Here is a 20,922-nt window from a genome sequence, read left to right as displayed (position 1 = left end):
TGTGAATTGGGCTTTTATCTGACTTATCCACAGCAAAAGCAGTTATCCACAAGGAATACTACTTATCCACAGTGTTTATGGATGGTTTTGATTTGGGCTCAATAAGATTGAATCGATACCACTATTTTTCAAAATTTGCTGTGCTTGGCGAGCATTGGCTTCACCTGCATAAGGACCAGAAATCACACGATACCAAATCTTTTGATTCTCACTGACGATATGAATTTCAGCGGATAATCCACTAAGTAAAATCTCTGCACGACGTGCATCTGCTTCATCAGCAGTTTCGTAGCTACGAATTTGCAAGATATACTGTGCTTGGGCAGGTACTTCAGCATCTGAATGTTCAGACGTAGCTTGTGCTTTGATTGGTTGAGGTGTTTCTTTTTCTTGCGTCGCACGTGATGGAATAGGTGTCACCTGTTGCTGTGGCAAAAGATCATAAAAACGATAGTCTTTATTGGTCTCTTGCTTCGCAATCGCTTCTGATGCCGCTTGTTCGATAGGATCGACAGTGACAGGTGTCCATGGTTGCCAAAACAACAACGCAAATAAAAACACCATACAGCACAACGAGAAGGCAGGAATCCACCACCATTCAGGTAGTTTGAATTTCTTTGGATCCTGTTCTTGACGTGGTACAACGCTTTTTAGGCGACGTGACCATGAGATTTTTTTGGGATTAGACATGGTTCAACCATAGACAATAAATTTAAATTTACAGTTTTTAATCATCAATCTCAACGTCTCTATAGGATAAGTCGTGTTGCGTCAAGCTAACACGACTAAGATACGTCATCACCAAAAATTTAAAACATGTAAAATTTTCAAAACAGTATTTTACAACAATGGTTTACATTTTCTCTGGTGCAGAAACACCAAGCAAAGTGAGACCATTTTTTAACACTTGCTGTACTGCTACAGATAACAATAAACGTGCTTGAGTTAATGCGTCATTGTCTTCATTAATCACACGATTTTCGTTATACCAAGCATGGAATAATGCCGCCAATTCTTTGAGATAATTACCAATTTGATGTGGTTCGTAAGCATTGGCTGCACGTACTAATACTTCTGGATAAGCCGCCAGTTTTGCCAAAATTTCACTTTCAATGTCTAAATCTAGCAATGCTTGGTGTTGCTTAGCTTGATTTGCATCAAAACTGCCGACTTTTTCCAACATACGGCAAATCCGTGCGTGGGCATATTGGATATAATAAATCGCATTGTCTTTGCTTTGCGATACTGCCAAATCCAAATCAAAATCAATATGTTGTTCAGATTTACGCATCACATAATAAAAACGCGCTGCATCATTGCTGACTTCTTCACGTAACTCACGCAAAGTCACGAATTGACCAGAACGAGATGACATTTGCACCATTTCACCGCCACGCCATAAGCTGACGAACTGCACCAATAATACTGTCAATACTTTTGGATCATAACCCATGGCTTGAATCGCCGCTTTAACACGGGTGATATAGCCGTGGTGATCTGAGCCCCAAATATTGATTAAATGGGTAAAGCCACGTTGCAATTTATCCAAATGATAAGCAATGTCTGAAGCAAAATAAGTATATTGCCCATTACGACGTTGTACTACACGGTCTTTTTCATCGCCAAATGCGGTCGATTTAAACCAAATATTGCCATCTAATTCATAGATATAGCCGTTTTCTTTAAGTTTATCTAAAGCTTCTGGGATTTTATGGGTAATTGATGCTTCGCTAAACCATTGATTAAAATTCACCCCAAATTCTGACAAATCATCTTTAATATCTGCCAAAATTGCTTTTAATGCTGCTTGATGGAATACACGATAACCATCCGCCAATAATTGTTGGCTATTGGCAATCAAACCGTCGATATGCTTTTCTTTATCACCAGACAAGACAATTTTGTCGCCTTTGTCATCCAATTGGTCGCTATATTTCACATCTTCAGGCACGTTGGCATATACATCGGCAACCGCTTTGACATAGCGATCGCCATCTTGATCAATGACGCTTTGGGCGATGTCTTTGACATAGTCACCTTGATAAGCATTGACAGGGAAAACAATTTTTTGCCCAAGCAATTCTAAATAGCGTAAATAGGTCGATGTCGCCAAAATATCCATCTGACGACCAGCATCATTGACATAATACTCACGTTCAACGGTTGCACCAGTTGCTTCTAATAAGCTCGCTACCGATTCACCATAAGCCGCACCACGTCCGTGACCCACATGCAAACTTGAAGTCGGGTTGGCGGAGACAAATTCGACTTGGATTTTTTCTTGTGCTTTGCTGTCACCACGTCCAAAAGCATCGCCTTGTGCCAAAACTTGATCTAATACTGCAAAACGTTGGTCTGCATTTAAAAAGAAATTGATAAAACCTGCACCTGCAATCTCGACTTTGCTAATCTCTGCACTTTGTGGCAAAGCAGCAACGATTTTTTCTGCCAAATCACGTGGCTTAGCACCTGCGGCTTTGGCTGCCACCATTGCGATATTAGATGCAAAGTCACCGTGGCTACGGTCTTTAGTGCGGGTAATTGTGCTGTTATTTTGCCAATCTTGTGGCAGGATATTTTGTGTTTTTAGCTGTTCGACTGCCTGCGTTAAGGCATTTTGGATAGAAGTATTCATAGTGAAAAATCATTCAATACATAAAGGGCTAGGATAACCGATTAATATAACAAATAATGCTGTCATAGTACAATGCTAAGACAAGTGTATCATTATTATTTACTGGTATTTTGTAAAATGTACTGTTCGGGACACTTCGATTGTGATAATCTTATTTTGTAAGATATAGAGAAGGTATTTTCTAATGAAAAAAGCATATAAAGGTGTTGTATTGGCAGGGTTAGCCACTGCCGCAGTCGTTTTGGCTAGTCAAGCTCAAGCCCAAAATACATCGACTAATCCACCACAAACCGTAACGCAAGTCGATATTGCCAAGTACCAAGGCGACTGGTACGAAATTGCACGTTTGCCAATGTATTTTCAGCGTAACTGTGCCAGCGATAGCAAAGCCAATTATCGACTCAATGCAGACAATACCGTAACAGTTCGCAATCAATGTATTACCAAGAAAGGCAAGTTACAGGTGGCTGAAGGTCTAGCGACATCACAAAACCCACCACAGAACAGCAAACTCAAAGTCACTTTCTTACCAAAAGGTCTGCGTTGGTTGCCATTTGGCAAGGGTGATTATTGGATTCTAAAACTAGACGAAAACTATCAAACCGTACTGATAGGTGGCGAGAGCCGAGAGTATCTATGGGTTTTGTCACGTACACCAAATTTGGATGAACAAACTTATCAAGACTATGTCAACACAGCCAAACAACAAGGTTATGATGTCAGTAAATTGATTCGTACACCACATACGCAAAAGTAAATATTTGACGATAAACAATGATGTTAAAAAAATAAAAAAGCCCTAAATTCAATTTAGGGCTTTTTTTGTATGCGTTAAAAAGACTATGCTTTTAATGCATTATCGATTGCACTCACAATACGCTCGTCATCTGCGGTAATGTCTGGTGCAAAACGAGCGATTACTTTACCATTTTGATCAAGCAAAAATTTTTCAAAATTCCATAATACTTCAGGTGCTTGATTTGGTGTTAAACCATATTCAATCAAATCTTTCATCCAAGGACCTTCGCCGATACGTTCAGGTTGTGCTTGAATCAGTGCTTGATAAAGTGGGTGTTTATGTTCACCAACAATGCTGATTTTTTTAAATACGGGAAAAGTAACATCATAATTGGTATTACAGAACTGTTGAATTTCTTCGTCAGTGCCTGGTTCTTGTGTCAAAAAGTCATTGCATGGAAAAGCTAAAATCTCTAAACCTTGTGCCTTCTTGTCACGATAAAGCTGTTCTAAGCCAGCATATTGACCAGTCAAACCGCATTTTGATGCCACATTCACGATTAGGCGAACCTTACCTGCATAGTCGTTTAAGCTATGCTGTTGTCCTTTGATGTCTTCAAAAGAAATGTGTTGAATATCGCTCATGAAAAATTCCTATGTTGATGATTATGGGTGTACGCCTTGTACTTTAGCATGAATGGTTTCGCTGATTTGCATCAACTTTTCTTGTGCTGCCATGGCTTTTTCCTGCAAGGCTTGCATTTGCTGTGGATCAACTTCTGCCTCAGTTTTATTTAAAATAACTTGGCTCACTTCTAATCCGATATTACTGTTGTTGATTACCGCATCACGTAAAGCTTTACCGTCTTCAGTTTTTAAATCTAACTGACTAAATTTTTGGTTTGCACTCGTAACAAAGCTTTTAAATTCAACAGCAAGTTTTGCCATTTCTGCTTTGTCTTGTTTTTGCATGGCAGCTTCCATACGTTGTTGCAATGATACGGCTACATCTTGTTGATTCATCCCAACGCTTTGAATTAACTTCACATCATCCAAAATTTGTTTTGAAGAATCGACTTGTTGAGTTGGAATGTTCAATACAGAAGAACCTGCTTCTACAGTAGTAACAGGTTTGGCGCATGCAGTAAGTGCTAAAGTCGCAATAATGGCACTGGTGATGGCAAGTTTTTTCATTGCTTTTATCCTAAACGATAATTTTGACACGTGTCAGTAAATAATGCGTAAGATTATACCTAAAAAATACGACTTTATCTTAAAGATTTTGTGATGTTTTAGAAAAGTAAATATCCAGCCAATTGACGTGTGTTATTCAACTGACTGGATACTCAAAACACGCAATAAAAGCGTGATTATAGCAACGAGAAATTATAACTCTTGTTCTGCCATCAAACTTGCATTACCGCCTGCTGCGGTGGTATTGATACTAGTACTGACTTCATGATATAGCGGATAAATATTCCACATGCTGTTTTGAGTGGTCTCAAGCAATATTAGCTTACGAATTGCACCATCCACATTTGCCAATTGTGCTTTAAAGGCACTGCTGGCAGGTTTAAATGTGATGATATTATCGCAAGTATTTAACGCTTTTTCAGTGCTTGTGGCATCGAAATGAGATTTTAAGGCTTTGAGATGGCTCAAGCATGGCAATTGTTCTGATACATACAGGGTCGCATGATTGCTTGATGTATAGATCATGGCTTTTACGACATTGACCATGTTGCAATCATTGATATTTTCATAATGCAAATAAATGTGCTTTGGCATATGCCACGACAAAGTATTGATTTCCCCTGTTGGACCTTTTAACTCTATGCTCGCACCGTGTAAGCTATGTTGTTTAGCAAAACCGATTGCTGATTTAACATCTGCCATTTCAATGTCAGACAACGGCAAACTTGCTAATGCCTGTTCAATTTTCATTAAAGCATCAACATTAAGATGTGCAACCGTACTTGGTGTTGGTACTGTCCACAATGGATTTTTACTTAAACGTTGTAAATAAAATGGTCCGCCTGCTTTTGGCCCTGTACCCGATAAACCATGTCCACCAAAAGGTTGTACACCAACTACCGCACCGACAATATTACGATTGATATAAACATTGCCCGCTTGAATGCGTGATTGGATATGCTCAATCGTGCTATCAATACGACTATGTACGCCATGGGTCAGGGCATAGCCTTTGCCATTGATTTCATCAATCACCTTGTCCAATTGTCCTGCTGCAAAACGCATCACATGCAATACTGGACCGAAAACTTCTTTTTTCAATTCTGCCAAATTATTAAGTTCAAACATAATCGGTTTGACAAAAGTCGCCTTGCTGTCCAAATCGTCTTTAAGCTCGATTTCATGGAAAGATTTTGCAGTACTTTTCATATGCTTGATATGTTCAAGTAAGTTTTGCTGTGCTTCAGCATCAATCACTGGACCAATATCAGTATTTAAACGACTTGGGTCAGATACCACCAATTCATCCATCGCACCACGTAACATTTCTAACATATGATCGGCAATATCTTCTTGCAAGCATAAAACGCGTAATGCCGAGCAACGTTGTCCTGCCGAGTCAAAGGCAGAATTCAACACATCGGCACAGACTTGCTCTGGCAAAGCGGTACTATCCACAATCATGGCATTTTGACCGCCTGTTTCGGCAATCAACACAGGCTGATCTGAACGTTGGCTCAAGGTTTGGTTGATGCGTTTTGCCACATCGGTTGAACCTGTAAAAATCACCCCTTGAATGCGTGGGTCTTGGGTTAATGCCGCACCAATATCACCTGCACCCAATACCAATTGCAAGGCTTGACGTGGTACACCGACTTCATGCAACCATTCTACTGCCAAGTGTGCCATCAAACTGGTTTGTTCCGCAGGTTTTGCCAACACGGTATTGCCTGCCACCAAAGCTGATACCACTTCACCAACAAAAATCGCCAATGGGAAATTCCAAGGGCTGATTGCCACCACTGCACCCAATGGCTGTGGATGAATCTGTTCTGCTTGCACCGCATAATAACGACAAAAATCCACCGCTTCACGTACTTCGGCAATGGCATTTTGCATGGTTTTACCCGCTTCACGGATGGCAACCATCATCAATAATGCCATGCGTTGTTCCATCACATCAGCAAAGGCACGCAAATAATCGGCACGTTGTGTCACGCTAACATTTGCCCAAACAGGCTGATAATTTACCGCCACCGTTACCGCTTGTTGTGCATCTTCTACACTAGCAAAATTCACCATACCGACGATGTCATTTGGATTGGCAGGATTGACTACGGCTTGTTTTTTGCTATTTTTGGCTTCGATTTCAGGGGCTAAAATCGATTGCACATCAAAATTCAACACCAAGCAGTCATTCATTTCTTGTTGTAATTGTTGTAATAAATGCTCATTACTCAAGTCTAAACCAAAAGAATTCAGGCGAGCGTCTTTGCCTTGATTGGCATACATAAAACGTGGTGCTGGCGTTAAACCATTCATTTCACCTTGCGTGCGTGCCAATTCATCCAATGGACATTGTACCAATTCATCAATACTGACATTGTCATCCACAATACGATTCACAAAGGACGAATTTGCCCCATTTTCCAATAAACGACGCACCAAATATGCTAGCAAAGTCTTGTGCGTACCGACTGGGGCATAAATACGCACTCGGCGACCAAGATTTTCTTCACCAACCACTTGGTCGTACAGCGTTTCTCCCATGCCGTGTAAGCATTGAAATTCATAGTTTTTTTCACTCGCCACACCGCCTGCCAATTCATAAATCGCAGCCAAAGTATAAGCATTATGCGATGCAAATTGTGGGAAAATCGCATCTTGTGCGGTTAATAATTTTTTCGCACACGCCAAATAAGCAATATCGGTATGCACTTTACGGGTATAGACAGGGTAGCCGTCCATGCCATCAACTTGTGCCCATTTGATTTCACTGTCCCAATAAGCCCCTTTGACCAAACGAATCATCAAGCGCTGACCGTGACGACGTGCCAAATCAATCAAATAATCAATCACATATGGGCAACGCTTTTGATAGGCTTGCACCACAAAACCGATACCCTGAAAACCTTTGAGATCGGCATCACCGACCAATTGTTCCATCAAATCCAAAGACAATTCCAAACGGTTGGCTTCTTCGGCATCGATATTGAGTCCAATATCATATTGTTTTGCCAATAAAAATAATTGTTTTAAACGTGGCAATAATTGATCCATGACACGTTGATGTTGGGTGCGTGCATAGCGTGGGTGAATGGCAGAAAGTTTTACCGAAATCCCATTGCCATCATAGACACCACGGCTTTTCCCTTGTTGCGTATTGTCTTTGCCAATGGCATGAATGGCACTGATATAGTCTTGATAATAGCGATCGGCATCAGCTTGGGTCATCGCCGCTTCGCCAAGCATATCAAAAGAAAAACGATAGCCAAGCTGCTCACGAGCCTTACCATTGTTCAAGGCTTCTTCGATGGTTTGTCCTGTCACAAACTGTTTGCCAAGCATTTTCATGGCATAATTGACACCGCTACGGATAAATGGCTCACCGCCTTTTTGTAACACTCGGGTCAATGCCGCACCCAGTGATTTTTCTTGGGTTGGTGTAGAGAGTTTTCCCGTAATCAGCAAACCCCAAGCGGCAGCATTGACAAACATGGATGGGCTATGTCCGATATGACTTTGCCAATCGCCATCTGCCAATTTGTCTTTAATTAACTTGTCGCGTGTGGCGTTGTCAGGGATACGCAATAGGGCTTCGGCTAAGCACATCAACGCCACGCCTTCTTCACTAGACAAGGAAAATTCGTGCATCAAGGCATCCACGCCAGATGCTTTGCTACGGTCTTGGCGGACTTGCGTGACCAAACGTCTGGCTAAATCGCTAATTTGTTGTCGTTGTTGTGCATCTAGTGTGGCTTGTTGTGCTAATGATTTGACCGCTGTCGATTCATCCATGCGGTAGGCTTGTGTAATTGCATCTCGTAATGCAGACAGAGAATGGGCAAAATCAAACATGATATATACTCGTCAATGAAGTGAAAAACACCGTTCAACCCTTGAGCGATGCCTTGTCATTATAACAGATTCCTGTTATTTGTTTTATCAGTTTATTTGCTCTCAGTTAAAATAAAATAAATTTAAGAATTTGAAAAACATAATAATTTTAAATAGTTTGATGATGGTGCGTTAAAGTATTTTTTAAATTGATAAGCAAAAGCTTATGTTACTGACCAGCAATCAATTCAATAAAATTGATCAAAAGGTTTTTTGGAGTAAGTTAAACGTGTTATGTGTCAAAAAAAGATGTTGCTCAGTCTTTGATGGTATAAGAAAAAGTGTATTTCACAAAAAATTAATCAAAACCAATTTCAAAAATAGTTAAAATATTCATGTATTGAAAATGAAAAAGCGAGAACTTGATATGGTTACTGAACTGAATTGCCCACGTTGCCAAAAACTAACCACATGGCAGGACAATCCTTATCGCCCATTTTGCTCTGAGCGTTGTCGCTTGATTGACTTGGGTGCATGGGCGAATGAAGATTATAAAATCGCGAGCCAAGATAGTGCGTCTAACAACACGCCTGAGCATGATCAAGATTGACATAAGTTAAGCTGTAATAAGTGCCAATTTGGGCGATTTTTATGCGAATTTGCACTCAGAATTTAAAGCCATTAAAATTGTAAAATTTACAAAGAAACGCTTGCAATGCTCACCGATTTTGGTTAGATTAAAGACAGTTATCTATTTTAGCCGTATTAATAACCATGAATTTATTCTTCTGTCGTCATCATCACCATCACACCTGACCTTTCAGGCGTGTGGCTATGCTTGAAAGAAATCTTTCGAGCAGATGATAGCTAGTACAGATAGACCATATCAACTCTCGAAAGAATTTTCGGGAGTTTTTTTATGGGCTATTTTTCTAGGAGTATCACATGACCGACCGTCTTAAAATCGCAATTCAAAAATCAGGCAGACTCAGCAAAGAGTGTCAAGCACTGCTTAAAAGCTGTGGTATCAAAGTACATTGGAGTGAACAAAATCTGATGGCATATGCCAAAAATCTACCGATTGAAATCTTGCGAGTACGTGATGATGATATTCCAGGGTTGATTTTTGATGGTGTGGTGGATTTGGGCTTTGTCGGTGAAAATGTGTTAGAAGAATTGGCATTAGAACGCCAAGGTACAGCGCAGTACAACTATTTGAAATCATTAGATTTTGGCGAGTGTCGTTTGTCCTTGGCTATTCCCAAAGATTTACCTTATAACGGCTTACAAAGCCTTCAAGGCAAACGCATTGCCACGTCTTATCCGCAATTATTATCACGTTTTATGGCAGAACAAGGCATCAGTTATAAAAATTGTTTGCTAACCGGCTCGGTAGAAGTCGCACCGACCGCAGGCATTGCCGATGCGATTTGTGATTTGGTGTCATCAGGGGCAACATTAGAAGCCAATGGCTTAAAAGAAATTGAGGTGATTTACCATTCCAAAGCCTGTTTAACCCAACGTCTAGGCGAGATCAGCGATGAAAAACAAGCCTTAATTAACCGCTTAATGACTCGCATCAATGGCATTTGCCAAGCCAATGAAAGTAAATACATCATGTTACACGCACCAAAAGACAAGTTAGAAGCGATCAAAGCATTATTACCAGGGGCGGAAAATCCAACCATTTTACCGTTAGCAGGTGATGAATCCAAAGTCGCCATGCATGTGGTCAGCCAAGAAACGCTGTTTTGGGAAACCATGGAGGCGTTAAAAGAAGTCGGGGCAAGCTCGATTTTGGTATTGCCGATTGAAAAAATGTTGGCTTAATTTGGGCTTATTTTGAAAAAATACTGGAGAAAAAAGATGCGTATTTATGATTGGAATAGCTTAAATGCTGAACAACGAAATCAGTTATTACAACGTCCTGCACAAATGATTGGTGAGAGCATTACTGAACGAGTGAATAGCATTCGCCAAAATGTATTGGCAAATGGCGATAATGCATTATTGGACTATGCCAAGCAATTTGATGGCGTAAGTCTTGATCATTTAAAGGTGAGCCAAGATGCGATTACACAAGCCAAAAATCATTTGCCTGATGAATTAAAACAAGCCATCAAGCAAGCCTATGCCAATATTTTTGCCTTGCACCAAGCCCAAAAGCCTGTTGATGTGGATGTAGAAACCCAAGCTGGTATTCGCTGTCAAGTGCTGAGCCGACCGCTTGAGCGTGTAGGTTTGTATATCCCTGGTGGTTCTGCCCCGTTATTTTCAACCGTGTTGATGCTCGGTACTCCTGCCAAAATCGCTGGCTGTGATAAGGTGGTTTTATGTTCGCCGGCACCGATTTGTGATGAGATTTTATATACTGCTGAATTATGCGGTATTGATGACATCTACAGCGTAGGTGGAGCAGGGGCGGTCTTTGCCATGGCATACGGTACGGACACCATTCCACAAGTCGATAAAATTTTTGGACCAGGTAATAGCTATGTCACCGAAGCCAAACGCCAAGTTAGTATGACAGGAACAGCGATTGATATGCCAGCTGGACCGTCAGAAGTGTTGGTGATTAGCGACGAATTTGCCGATGCGGATTTTGTGGCGAGTGATTTACTCTCGCAAGCGGAACACGGTGCGGACAGTCAAGCGGTATTGGTGACATCATCAAAAGCACTTGCCGAACAAGTCGCCTTGCGTGCGGTGCAGTTGGGTGAGCAATTGCCACGTTTCGACACCATCAAGCAATCGCTTAACCATAGTCATATTATTATCGCTGAAGATATTGCCAGTTGTATTGCCATCAGCAATGCCTATGCCCCAGAACATTTGATTATCAATACGCAAAATCCACGTCAATATTTAAATGATATTCGTCATGCAGGGTCGGTATTTTTGGGGGCGTACTCACCTGAAAGTATGGGCGATTATGCCAGCGGTACCAATCATGTATTGCCGACCTATGGCTATGCCCGCACGCATTCGAGCTTAGGTTTGGCGGATTTTTATAAACGTATGACGGTACAAGAATTAACTAGCGATGGCTTTGCAAGCCTTGCCCCAAGTGTGGCATGTATGGCTCAGGCAGAGCAGTTGGATGCCCACAAACTTGCCGTAACCTTGCGTATGGAGAGTCTAAAAGGATAAACATCATGAATAAATTAAATGATATAAACAGCCTAGCCCGCTTGACAGTGCAAGAACTCACAGCCTATCAATCCGCCCGTAAAATTGGTGGTACAGGCACAGTATGGCTCAATGCCAACGAAGCACCGCAAACGCCATGTGATGAGTTAAGCCTAGGCGATGCCAAGTTTAATCGCTATCCTGAGCCACAGCCTAGCAAGTTAATCGCCCGTTATGCTGATTATGCAGGGCTAAATCCAACGCAAGTCTTGGCGACACGAGGCGGTGATGAAGGCATTGAATTGGTGATTCGCACCTTTTGTGAACCGACCGACAGTATTGTGATTTGTCCACCAACTTATGGTATGTATGCAATTAGTGCCAAAACCGCAGGCGTGGGCGTGATTGAAGTGATGCAAACCCCAAGTTTTGGTTTGGATTTGGACGGTATTGCTAAAGCAATGGATACACAAGCGGTCAAGGTGGTTTTTGTCTGTAGCCCGAATAATCCAACGGGCAATGTGTTGCCTGAACGTGAACTGACGGCTTTATTTGAGCTGTGTGCAGGGCGTGCCATGGTGGTGTTGGATGAAGCCTATATTGAATATGCCCAAAAAAGTTATGTAAGTCAATTGGCTGAATATCCGCATCTAGCCATTATTCGCACGCTATCCAAAGCGTTTGGTTTGGCAGGGTTGCGTTGTGGTTTTGTGTTGGCAAATTCTCAAGTGATTGAATTGTTAAGCAAAGTCATTGCTCCATATCCTATTGCTGTGCCTGTGGTGGTGTTGGCTGAACAAGCTTTAAGTCCATCAGGCATTGCCAAAATGCAACAAGCGGTGCTACAAACTTTGGCAGAAAAGCAGCGTTTAGCAAGCGAACTGAAAACATTGCCTAGCGTAGAGCAAGTATTTGATAGTGAAACTAATTATCTGTTGGTGCGTTTTAACGATAGCCCAAAAGTCTTTGAGCAATTGTGGCAAGCAGGCATTATTTTACGTCATCAACATCATAATCCGATGCTCGAAAATTGCATTCGGATTACGGTGGGTAGCGTCAGCGAAAATGATGCTTTACTGAATCAATTACGAACGGTTTTATTGTAAGTAAGCGAACATATTTATTTACCTATTTTCATTTCTTACCCCCACCCCGACCCTCCCCCATAGGTGGAGGGAGTTCCCCCTCCCTAAGGGAGGGGTTAGGGGAGGGATTAGGAGTGATTTAAGAACACGATTTACAAGGAAAAAATCATGACCCCAACGCTTTTTATTGACCGTGATGGCACGCTGATTACCGAGCCAAAAATTGATTTTCAAGTCGATAGCTTAGAAAAATTGGTTTTTGAAAAAAATGTCATTCCGACCTTGCTTGATTTACAAAAGTTTTATCGTTTGGTGATGGTGACCAATCAAGATGGACTAGGTACAGAGAGCTTTCCATTACAGGATTTTCAAATTCCCCATGATTTTATGATGGCGGTATTTGAGAGCCAAGGTATTGTCTTTGATAAAGTTTTGATTTGCCCGCACAAGCCAAGTGACAATTGCACTTGCCGTAAACCGAAAACGGCACTGCTTGCCGATGAAATTGCCGAACAGCGTTTTGACCTAAACAATAGCTATGTGATTGGCGACCGTGAAACCGATATGCAATTGGCACAAAATCTTGGTATTACAGGTTTACGTTATGACTCAGAAAAACTTGATTGGCAATTGCTTGGTGAAAAATTATTGGCAAGCATTCAAGCCAAGCCACGCAAAAATAACATGCCACGTCATGCTTGTGTTACACGCACCACCAAAGAAACCGATATTGTGGTTGAAGTATGGCTTGATGAAGCAGGCATCAATCAAATCCATACGGGTGTAGGCTTTTTTGACCATATGCTTGACCAGATTGCGACGCATGGCGGTTTTCGTATGAACGTGTCTTGCCAAGGCGATTTACACATTGATGAGCATCACAGCGTGGAAGATGTGGCGATTGCCTTGGGTGAGGCATTGCGTACCGCTTTGGGCGATAAACGTGGTGTGGCTCGTTTTGGTTTTGTGTTGCCGATGGATGAATGTAAGGCAAGCTGTACTATGGATTTGTCGGGGCGTCCTTATCTTAAATTTAAAGGTAAATTCAAACGTGACAAATTGGGCGATATGAGTACCGAAATGGTTGAGCATTTCTTCTATTCATTGGCGTACAATTTGGGGGCGACTTTGCATTTATCGGTCAAAGGCAAAAATACCCATCACAAAGTCGAGGCTTTATTTAAAGTATTTGGGCGAACCTTACGTCAAGCGATTGAAATCAAAGATAATCGTTTGCCAAGTAGTAAAGGGGTATTGGCATGATGGTGATTGTGGATACAGGCTGTGCCAATTTGGCAAGCGTACGTTTTGCTATTGAACGTTTGGGCGTAACGCCAGTGATTAGCCAAGATGCTGATGTGATTGCCAATGCAGATAAGCTGATTGTACCGGGGGTAGGCACAGCACATTTTGCTATGCAAGCACTGGCGGAGCGTGGTTTGATTGAGGTGATTCAAAACGCACAGCAACCGACTTTGGGTATTTGTCTAGGTATGCAAATGCTTGGTGAGCGGTCGAGTGAGGGCGATGTGGCGACCTTGGGTGTAATTCCCATGACAAGCGATAAGCTACAAAGTGGCGATTTGCCTTTACCACACATGGGCTGGAATCAAATTTATTTTGACAAGGCACATCCATTATTTGATGGGATTGATAATGGGGCTTGGGTGTATTTTGTACATAGTTATGCCATGCCAGTGAGCGATTATACCTTGGCAAAAAGTGAATATGGGCAAGCCTTTTCAGCGGTGATTGGCAAAAATCATTTTTATGGCATGCAATTTCACCCTGAAAAATCAGGTGCAGTTGGAGCAAAACTTTTACAAAACTTTTTGGAGAAAGTCTAATGAACAATTCAATCACAAACAGTACAAGTAAAAACAGTGTGGTGATTCCTGCGATTGATTTGATTGATGGTAAAGTTGTGCGACTTTATCAAGGCGATTATCAGCAAAGCACGGAATATCAATACGATCCCATCAGCCAGTTACAAACCTATGCTAGAGCAGGAGCAAGCCAATTGCACTTGGTGGATTTGACTGGAGCAAAAGACCCGAATGCACGTCAGATTGCGGTGATTGGCGAGATTATTGCCAAGGTGAATTGTCCAATCCAAGTCGGCGGTGGTGTACGCAGTATTGATGATGTCAAAAGTTTATTAGACATCGGGGCAAATCGTGTGGTGATTGGCTCACAAGCGGTGAAAAATCCAACTATGGTCAAAGAATGGTTTAAGCAATTTGGTGCAGAAAAATTGGTCTTGGCATTGGATGTGCAAATTAAAAATGGTGTGCCTTATGTGGCGATTCATGGTTGGCAAGAAGACAGCGGTATTACTTTGCATAGCTTAATTGAAGATTATCAAAGTGTGGGGCTAAAACACGTCCTGTGTACCGACATCTTCTGTGACGGCACATTACAAGGCTCAAATGTCAATCTTTACAAAGAGTTAGTGCAAACCTATCCACAGCTTGCGATTCAATCATCGGGCGGTATTGGCAATCTTGCCGATATTGAGGCGATTAAGGCAACAGGTGTGGCAGGCATTATTGTTGGGCGTGCTTTATTAGAGGGGAAAGTTACCATTGCGGAGGCATTGTCATGTTAGCCAAACGTATTATTCCTTGCCTTGATGTCAAAGATGGGCAAGTGGTCAAAGGGGTGCAATTTCGTGGACATCGTGTGGTCGGTGACATTATCAAACTTGCTGAACATTATGCCAAATCGGGTGCGGATGAACTGGTATTTTATGATATTAGTGCATCGAGCGATGGACGTGTGGTGGACAAAAGCTGGGTCGCCAAAGTCGCAAGCGTGATAGATATTCCCTTTTGTGTGGCAGGCGGTATTCGTAGTATTGCCCAAGCGGAAGAAATTTTTGCCTATGGTGCGGACAAAATTTCCGTCAATTCCCCAGCCCTTGCCAATTCTGATTTAATCAACCAACTTGCCGAGCGTTTTGGCGTACAAGCCATTGTAGTGGGTATTGACAGCTGGCATGATGAAACCAGTGATACTTATTGGGTCAATCAATATACAGGCGATGAAACACGCACACGCAAAACCGAATGGCAATTAGCGGATTGGTTGTTAGAAGTACAAAAACGTGGTGCAGGTGAAATTGTACTCAATATGATGAATCAAGATGGCGTAAAAAATGGCTATGATTTGGGGCAATTGGCAAAAGCACGTGCTTTGTGTCATGTGCCTTTGATTGCGTCGGGTGGTGCAGGATTGATGTCACATTTTGCCGAGGCATTTGATGTTGGGGCGGATGGGGCATTGGCAGCCAGTGTATTTCATGATGAATTGATTGCGATCAGTGATTTGAAAAATTATTTGCAAAATCAAGGTTTTATTATTCGTCCGATTTAATGTTGTTCTTTTCCCTCCCCTAACCCCTCCCAAAGGAGGGGAATTTTCCATATATTTAGTATGGGATTAGAGAAAGGGATGCTAGCTTAGTTAAATAAATTTTTAGGAAAAATCATGCAAAAATTTAATTTAGATGTAAACAGTATCGATTGGCAAAAAGTCGATGGCCTATTGCCTGCGATTATCCAAGATAGCGATAGCCGTGCGGTATTGATGCAAGGCTATATGAATGCAGAGGCACTGGCACACAGCCTAGACACAGGCAAAGTGACCTTTTTCTCGCGTACCAAAGGCAGACTGTGGACAAAAGGCGAAACATCAAATCATTTTCTCAATATTGTCGATTGTTATTTGGATTGTGATCATGACAGTTTGCTGATCATGGCGAAACCTGATGGCGTGACGTGCCATACAGGGGCGTATAGCTGTTTTGGTGAATATCCGAATATGGCACACCGTTTGGCATTTTTGGGTGAGCTTGAAAATGTGATTGCCGAGCGTAAAAATGACAGCACAGGCACATCTTATACGCATAGCCTGTATCAATCTGGCATCAAACGTATCGCACAAAAAGTCGGTGAAGAAGGGGTAGAAACTGCCCTTGCTGCGGTGGCAGGTGATAAAGAAGAGTTGCTGAATGAATCTGCCGATTTGCTTTATCATTTGACTGTGTTGTTGCAAGCCAATGATTTATCGCTTGATGATGTGATGAATGTCTTGCAAGCACGGCATAGTAAAGCAAAAAAATCATTGTGATTTTAAAGGCTGTAAGGTGGGCAAGGACGTTCACCTTTTTCTTGTACGGCTTCTATTTTTATCATCATAGTAAATAACGTGAGTTCGGTTTTAAAAGGTATGTTTTTGTTGTAATTATATGATTTTAAAGAAGTAGGGTGCGTAACACGCACCATTCCAATGCCGTTTTCTGAAAGGTGCGTCAGACGCACCCTACATCCGAATTAAAAGTTTCACATAAAATCAAATACTTATATTTAAACTTATCCCGAACTCACGTTAAATAACAAATTATAAGAAACAACAAATCATTGTTAACAATTAGTCTAATATTTTGCTAAAAGGACTTGATAATTTTCATTGGCGTGCTAGATTGTCAACAATAAGATATTTTTAATTTTCAAAATTTATCTTAAACGAATTATTTGAGTATCTGTACGTATGAATATGGCACAAGACGCAAAATTACTCACCTTAGCAGAACAAGCCTACCGTCAAATTCAGACGGCGATTGTGTATGGAGATTTACCTGCGGGCAGCAAAATTTTGGAAGCCGAACTTGCCAAAACCTATGGTATCAGCCGTGGTCCTTTGCGTGAGGCGATTCATCGGCTGGAAGCACAAAAATTGTTACAACGGACCGCCCACGTCGGGACGCGTGTGGTGTCATTATCTGAGCAACAATTGATTGAGTTATATCAAATTCGTGCCAATTTGGAAGGTTTGGCATGTCGTTTGACCGCTGAAAAGCGTACGCCAGAAATGATTGCCCAATTACAAGCCATATTGGCATTACACGCCCAAGATGAAAAATTTCAAGCAGGTAAAGGTTATTATCTGCAAGAAAAAGATGATGATTTTCATTATTGTATTATTCATCACAGTGGCAATGCGATGCTAAAACAGATGCTGTGCGATGAGCTGTATCATATTATCCGTATGTATCGTATCCAGTTTTCCAATACGCCACATCGTCCGCCAAGAGCGTTATTTGAACATCAACAGATTTTGGCAGCCATTGCCGAGGGTGATGGGGCTTTGGCGGAAATATTGATGCAACGTCACATTATGGCGTCGTGTCGTAATATTCAACAGCATTTACCGCATGTTTCACAAGATAAACATTAACTTTTTCCAAACAAGGAGCCAAGTATGAGCAGTGCAGGACAAAAATTCCGTGATGCCGTCGCAAACGAAAAACCATTACAAGTGGTCGGTACCATCAATGCCAATCACGCATTGTTGGCAAAACGTGCAGGCTTTCAAGCGATTTATTTATCGGGTGGCGGTGTAGCGGCAGGGTCGCTCGGCTTGCCTGATTTGGGTATTAGCAACCTTGATGATGTCTTGACTGATGTGCGTCGTATTACCGATGTCTGCGATTTGCCATTATTGGTGGATGCTGATACAGGATTTGGTGCGTCAGCGTTTAATATCGCCCGTACCACTAAATCTTTGATTAAATTTGGTGCAGCAGCCATGCACATTGAAGACCAAGTCGGTGCCAAGCGTTGCGGTCATCGCCCGAATAAAGCCATCGTATCACAACAAGAAATGGTTGACCGTATCAAAGCCGCTGTTGATGCGCGTGCCGATGATAAATTTGTGATTATGGCACGTACCGATGCACTTGCGGTAGATGGCTTACAAGCTGCAATCGACCGTGCAGGGGCGTATATCGAAGCAGGTGCGGATATGTTGTTCCCTGAAGCGATTACTGAATTAGCGATGTATAAACAATTCGCAGATACGACCAAAGCACCGATTTTGGCGAATATTACCGAGTTTGGTTCTACACCGCTTTATACCACTGAAGAGCTTGCCAGTGTCGATGTCAGCCTAGTGTTATATCCGTTATCCGCTTTCCGTGCTATGAACAAAGCAGCTGAAAATGTCTATACTGCATTACGTCGTGACGGTACGCAAAAGAATGTGGTCGATATCATGCAAACTCGCCAAGAGCTATATGAGCGTATCAATTATCATGCTTTTGAACAGCATTTAGATGCGTTATTTAATCGTGATAAATAATTGAAAAAATTAAAATTGAAAAAATGAAAATTGAAAAAATGAAAATTGAAAGAGTCTAGGTCGTGCTAAGCAAGATGATTTAATACGACCAATCTTTTAAATGGTTTTTAAATTTTCAATTGAAGGATTTACCCTTTGTAGAGTTCGATACACATTGAGCCAAAAAACATATATCAGACTAAGGTTGACTAGTGATTGTATCGAATAGTGTTACAGTAAAAATAAATCTTTAGCTATTGTGATTAAAGATTTGAGCTTTATAGCTTGTTGTGGCGACTAGAAACGGATTTTATCTATAAAAATCCAAAAGTGAACAGCAAGGCTAAAGCAATGTTACCCATCAGGATGAAAGGAATACTGTTATGAGCGAAACTACCTCAACTTTTAAGCCAAAAAAATCAGTTGCGTTAAGCGGACAAGTGGCAGGCAATACTGCACTATGTACCGTAGGACGTAGTGGTAACGATTTGAGCTATCGTGGCTTTGATATTTTGGATTTGGCAAAACATTGCGAATTTGAAGAAGTCGCCCATTTGCTGATTCATGGTCATTTGCCAAACAAGTTTGAATTGGCGGCTTATAAACAAAAATTAAAATCATTGCGTGGCTTGCCAATCCGTGTGATTCAAGTCCTAGAAAGCTTGCCCGCACATACGCACCCGATGGACGTATTGCGTACAGGTGCGTCAATGATGGGCTGTGTACACCCAGAGCGTGAAAGCCAACCAACCAGTGAAGCACGCGATATTGCTGATAAATTGATGGCGAGCTTTGGTTCAATGTTGTTGTATTGGTATCAATTTTCACACAATGGCAAACGTATTGAAGTGGAAAGCGAAGAGGACAGTATCGGTGGTCATTTCTTGCATTTGTTGCACGGCAAACGCCCAAACGAAAGCCATGTCAAAGCCATGCATGTGTCATTGATTTTGTATGCTGAGCATGAATTTAACGCATCGACCTTTACTAGCCGTGTGATTGCGGGTACAGGTTCGGATATTTATTCTTGTATTACAGGTGCGATTGGTGCATTAAAAGGCCCTAAACACGGTGGTGCAAACGAAGTCGCCTATGATATTCAAAAACGCTATCGCAATGCTGATGAAGCGGAAGCCGATATCCGTGAGCGTATAGCACGTAAAGAAATCGTGATTGGTTTTGGTCATCCAGTTTATACCGTGTCAGATCCGCGTAACGTGGTGATTAAGCAAGTGGCAAAAGACTTGTCTGCGGAAACGGGTGATATGCGTTTGTTTGATATTGCCGAACGTCTTGAAACCCTCATGTGGGATGAGAAAAAAATGTTCCCGAATCTTGATTGGTTCTCTGCGGTGTCTTATCAAAAATTGGGCGTACCAACAGCGATGTTTACTCCATTGTTCGTGATTGCCCGTACTACAGGTTGGTCGGCTCATGTCCTTGAACAACGTGCTGACGGCAAGATTATCCGCCCATCTGCTAACTATACTGGTCCAGATGATCAAGCATTTGTGCCGATGAGTGAGCGTTAATTTGATTAGCTTTATTATCTAGTTTAATAATGAGTTGGCGATGTGCTAGCTCATTATTTATAAATTATTATGAGGTACAACAGAGATGGGAACAAATTTATTTATTAATAAATTGATAGAAAGATTTGAAATATGGTGGCAAACAGATGTTCATCGAGAAAATATGGATATCTATGATGGTGTCATAACAAAAAATTATCTGAAATCACTTAGTGATGATGATTTTTTAAAATTTTTTTACGATTTTGTTGCTGTAGGTGGAAAACTTCAATCAGGAGGAGAACGCACCAAGAATCTTTTTAAAAAAAATTTAAAAAGCAACTTAAAAAGCTTTAGAGAGTTTATTTTACTACCTTTTAATGAAAATTTTTCCCTTAAAGAATGGTTTGAGGATATTAAAAATTACCCTTATTTTGGTATTGGAATAGCAACTATATATTTAAACAGAGTTGATAGATATAAGTTTCCAGTAATGAATAATAAAACCCTACAAGCACTTAGTCAATTGGGTTATCCTGTTAGCTCTTCTAAAAGTTGGGATAATTATTCTTTAGTTTTTGAAATACAAAAAAGCTTAATAGACCTCTTTCGAAAATGTAAATTTAGCGATTAACTTGCCAATTTATAAATCCTGCCACTAATTTCATTCTCA

Annotated in this window: 19 protein-coding genes and 1 other annotated feature; of the genes, 14 read left to right on the top strand and 5 right to left on the bottom strand. The window is 41.3% G+C overall.

Annotated elements, in window-relative coordinates:
• Positions 1-75 precede the first annotated feature (75 nt).
• Positions 76-690: an SPOR domain-containing protein gene (locus ACEYX7_RS06055; RefSeq protein WP_374803255.1), complete on the bottom strand. Its 615-nt coding sequence runs from the start codon at positions 688-690 to the stop codon at positions 76-78.
• A gap of 163 nt (positions 691-853) precedes the next feature.
• A complete protein-coding gene (gene argS, locus ACEYX7_RS06050) occupies positions 854-2,635 on the bottom strand; it encodes an arginine--tRNA ligase (protein ID WP_374803257.1) in 1,782 nt (593 codons plus the stop codon).
• A 184-nt stretch (positions 2,636-2,819) separates the two neighbouring features.
• Here argS and ACEYX7_RS06045 point away from each other — a divergent pair, with 184 nt between their 5' ends.
• Complete coding sequence (locus ACEYX7_RS06045; protein WP_374806690.1) at positions 2,820-3,392, top strand: lipocalin family protein; 573 nt, start codon at positions 2,820-2,822, stop codon at positions 3,390-3,392.
• Positions 3,393-3,475: 83 nt separating this feature from the next.
• On the opposite strand, the gene ACEYX7_RS06040 is transcribed toward ACEYX7_RS06045, so the two are convergent.
• The 3 genes from ACEYX7_RS06040 to putA form a co-directional block, all read right to left on the bottom strand.
• Positions 3,476-4,018, bottom strand: a complete 543-nt coding sequence (locus tag ACEYX7_RS06040) for a glutathione peroxidase (protein ID WP_374803261.1) — start codon at positions 4,016-4,018, stop codon at positions 3,476-3,478.
• A gap of 21 nt (positions 4,019-4,039) precedes the next feature.
• Complete coding sequence (locus ACEYX7_RS06035; RefSeq protein ID WP_374806692.1) at positions 4,040-4,567, bottom strand: hypothetical protein; 528 nt, start codon at positions 4,565-4,567, stop codon at positions 4,040-4,042.
• A gap of 192 nt (positions 4,568-4,759) precedes the next feature.
• The gene (gene putA, locus ACEYX7_RS06030; protein ID WP_374900315.1) at positions 4,760-8,425 is read right to left on the bottom strand and encodes a bifunctional proline dehydrogenase/L-glutamate gamma-semialdehyde dehydrogenase PutA; all 3,666 of its coding nucleotides are present in this window, start codon (positions 8,423-8,425) and stop codon (positions 4,760-4,762) included.
• A gap of 406 nt (positions 8,426-8,831) precedes the next feature.
• On the opposite strand from putA, the gene ACEYX7_RS06025 reads away from it, so the two are divergent.
• From ACEYX7_RS06025 to ACEYX7_RS05965, 13 genes are all read left to right on the top strand, one after another.
• Complete coding sequence (locus tag ACEYX7_RS06025) at positions 8,832-9,014, top strand: DNA gyrase inhibitor YacG (protein WP_374803269.1); 183 nt, start codon at positions 8,832-8,834, stop codon at positions 9,012-9,014.
• A 187-nt stretch (positions 9,015-9,201) separates the two neighbouring features.
• Positions 9,202-9,325, top strand: a sequence feature (His leader region).
• 24 nt (positions 9,326-9,349) lie between these two features.
• Entirely contained in the window at positions 9,350-10,234 is an 885-nt protein-coding gene (hisG, locus tag ACEYX7_RS06020; protein ID WP_374900314.1) for an ATP phosphoribosyltransferase, read from the top strand.
• A gap of 36 nt (positions 10,235-10,270) precedes the next feature.
• A complete protein-coding gene (gene hisD, locus ACEYX7_RS06015; protein WP_374806696.1) occupies positions 10,271-11,554 on the top strand; it encodes a histidinol dehydrogenase in 1,284 nt (427 codons plus the stop codon).
• A gap of 5 nt (positions 11,555-11,559) precedes the next feature.
• Positions 11,560-12,639, top strand: coding sequence for a histidinol-phosphate transaminase (hisC, locus tag ACEYX7_RS06010; protein ID WP_374806697.1), 1,080 nt, complete (start codon positions 11,560-11,562; stop codon positions 12,637-12,639).
• Between the two features lie 147 nt (positions 12,640-12,786).
• Positions 12,787-13,881, top strand: coding sequence for a bifunctional histidinol-phosphatase/imidazoleglycerol-phosphate dehydratase HisB (gene hisB / locus ACEYX7_RS06005; protein WP_374803277.1), 1,095 nt, complete (start codon positions 12,787-12,789; stop codon positions 13,879-13,881).
• Positions 13,878-14,465, top strand: coding sequence for an imidazole glycerol phosphate synthase subunit HisH (hisH, locus tag ACEYX7_RS06000; protein ID WP_374806698.1), 588 nt, complete (start codon positions 13,878-13,880; stop codon positions 14,463-14,465). The genes hisB and hisH overlap by 4 nt, the downstream gene beginning before the upstream one ends.
• Positions 14,465-15,226, top strand: coding sequence for a 1-(5-phosphoribosyl)-5-[(5-phosphoribosylamino)methylideneamino]imidazole-4-carboxamide isomerase (hisA, locus tag ACEYX7_RS05995; RefSeq protein ID WP_374900313.1), 762 nt, complete (start codon positions 14,465-14,467; stop codon positions 15,224-15,226). Before hisH ends, hisA begins: the two co-directional genes overlap by 1 nt.
• Positions 15,220-15,993, top strand: a complete 774-nt coding sequence (gene hisF, locus ACEYX7_RS05990; RefSeq protein WP_374803283.1) for an imidazole glycerol phosphate synthase subunit HisF — start codon at positions 15,220-15,222, stop codon at positions 15,991-15,993. Before hisA ends, hisF begins: the two co-directional genes overlap by 7 nt.
• Positions 15,994-16,107: 114 nt before the next feature.
• On the top strand, positions 16,108-16,749 hold the full coding sequence (gene hisIE / locus ACEYX7_RS05985; protein ID WP_374803285.1) for a bifunctional phosphoribosyl-AMP cyclohydrolase/phosphoribosyl-ATP diphosphatase HisIE: 642 nt from the start codon (positions 16,108-16,110) through the stop codon (positions 16,747-16,749).
• Between the two features lie 420 nt (positions 16,750-17,169).
• Positions 17,170-17,856, top strand: coding sequence for a GntR family transcriptional regulator (locus ACEYX7_RS05980; protein WP_374900312.1), 687 nt, complete (start codon positions 17,170-17,172; stop codon positions 17,854-17,856).
• A 24-nt stretch (positions 17,857-17,880) separates the two neighbouring features.
• Positions 17,881-18,759: a methylisocitrate lyase gene (prpB, locus tag ACEYX7_RS05975; protein ID WP_374900311.1), complete on the top strand. Its 879-nt coding sequence runs from the start codon at positions 17,881-17,883 to the stop codon at positions 18,757-18,759.
• 362 nt (positions 18,760-19,121) lie between these two features.
• Positions 19,122-20,270, top strand: coding sequence for a bifunctional 2-methylcitrate synthase/citrate synthase (gene prpC / locus ACEYX7_RS05970; protein WP_374803291.1), 1,149 nt, complete (start codon positions 19,122-19,124; stop codon positions 20,268-20,270).
• 85 nt (positions 20,271-20,355) lie between these two features.
• Positions 20,356-20,883, top strand: a complete 528-nt coding sequence (locus tag ACEYX7_RS05965) for a hypothetical protein (protein ID WP_374900310.1) — start codon at positions 20,356-20,358, stop codon at positions 20,881-20,883.
• Positions 20,884-20,922 lie beyond the last annotated feature (39 nt).

Source organism: Hubeiibacter jixunmingi (genome assembly GCF_041928215.1).
In the GTDB taxonomy this organism is placed as follows: Bacteria; Pseudomonadota; Gammaproteobacteria; order Pseudomonadales; family Moraxellaceae; genus Acinetobacter.
This window is presented reverse-complemented; position numbering and strand designations above follow the sequence as displayed.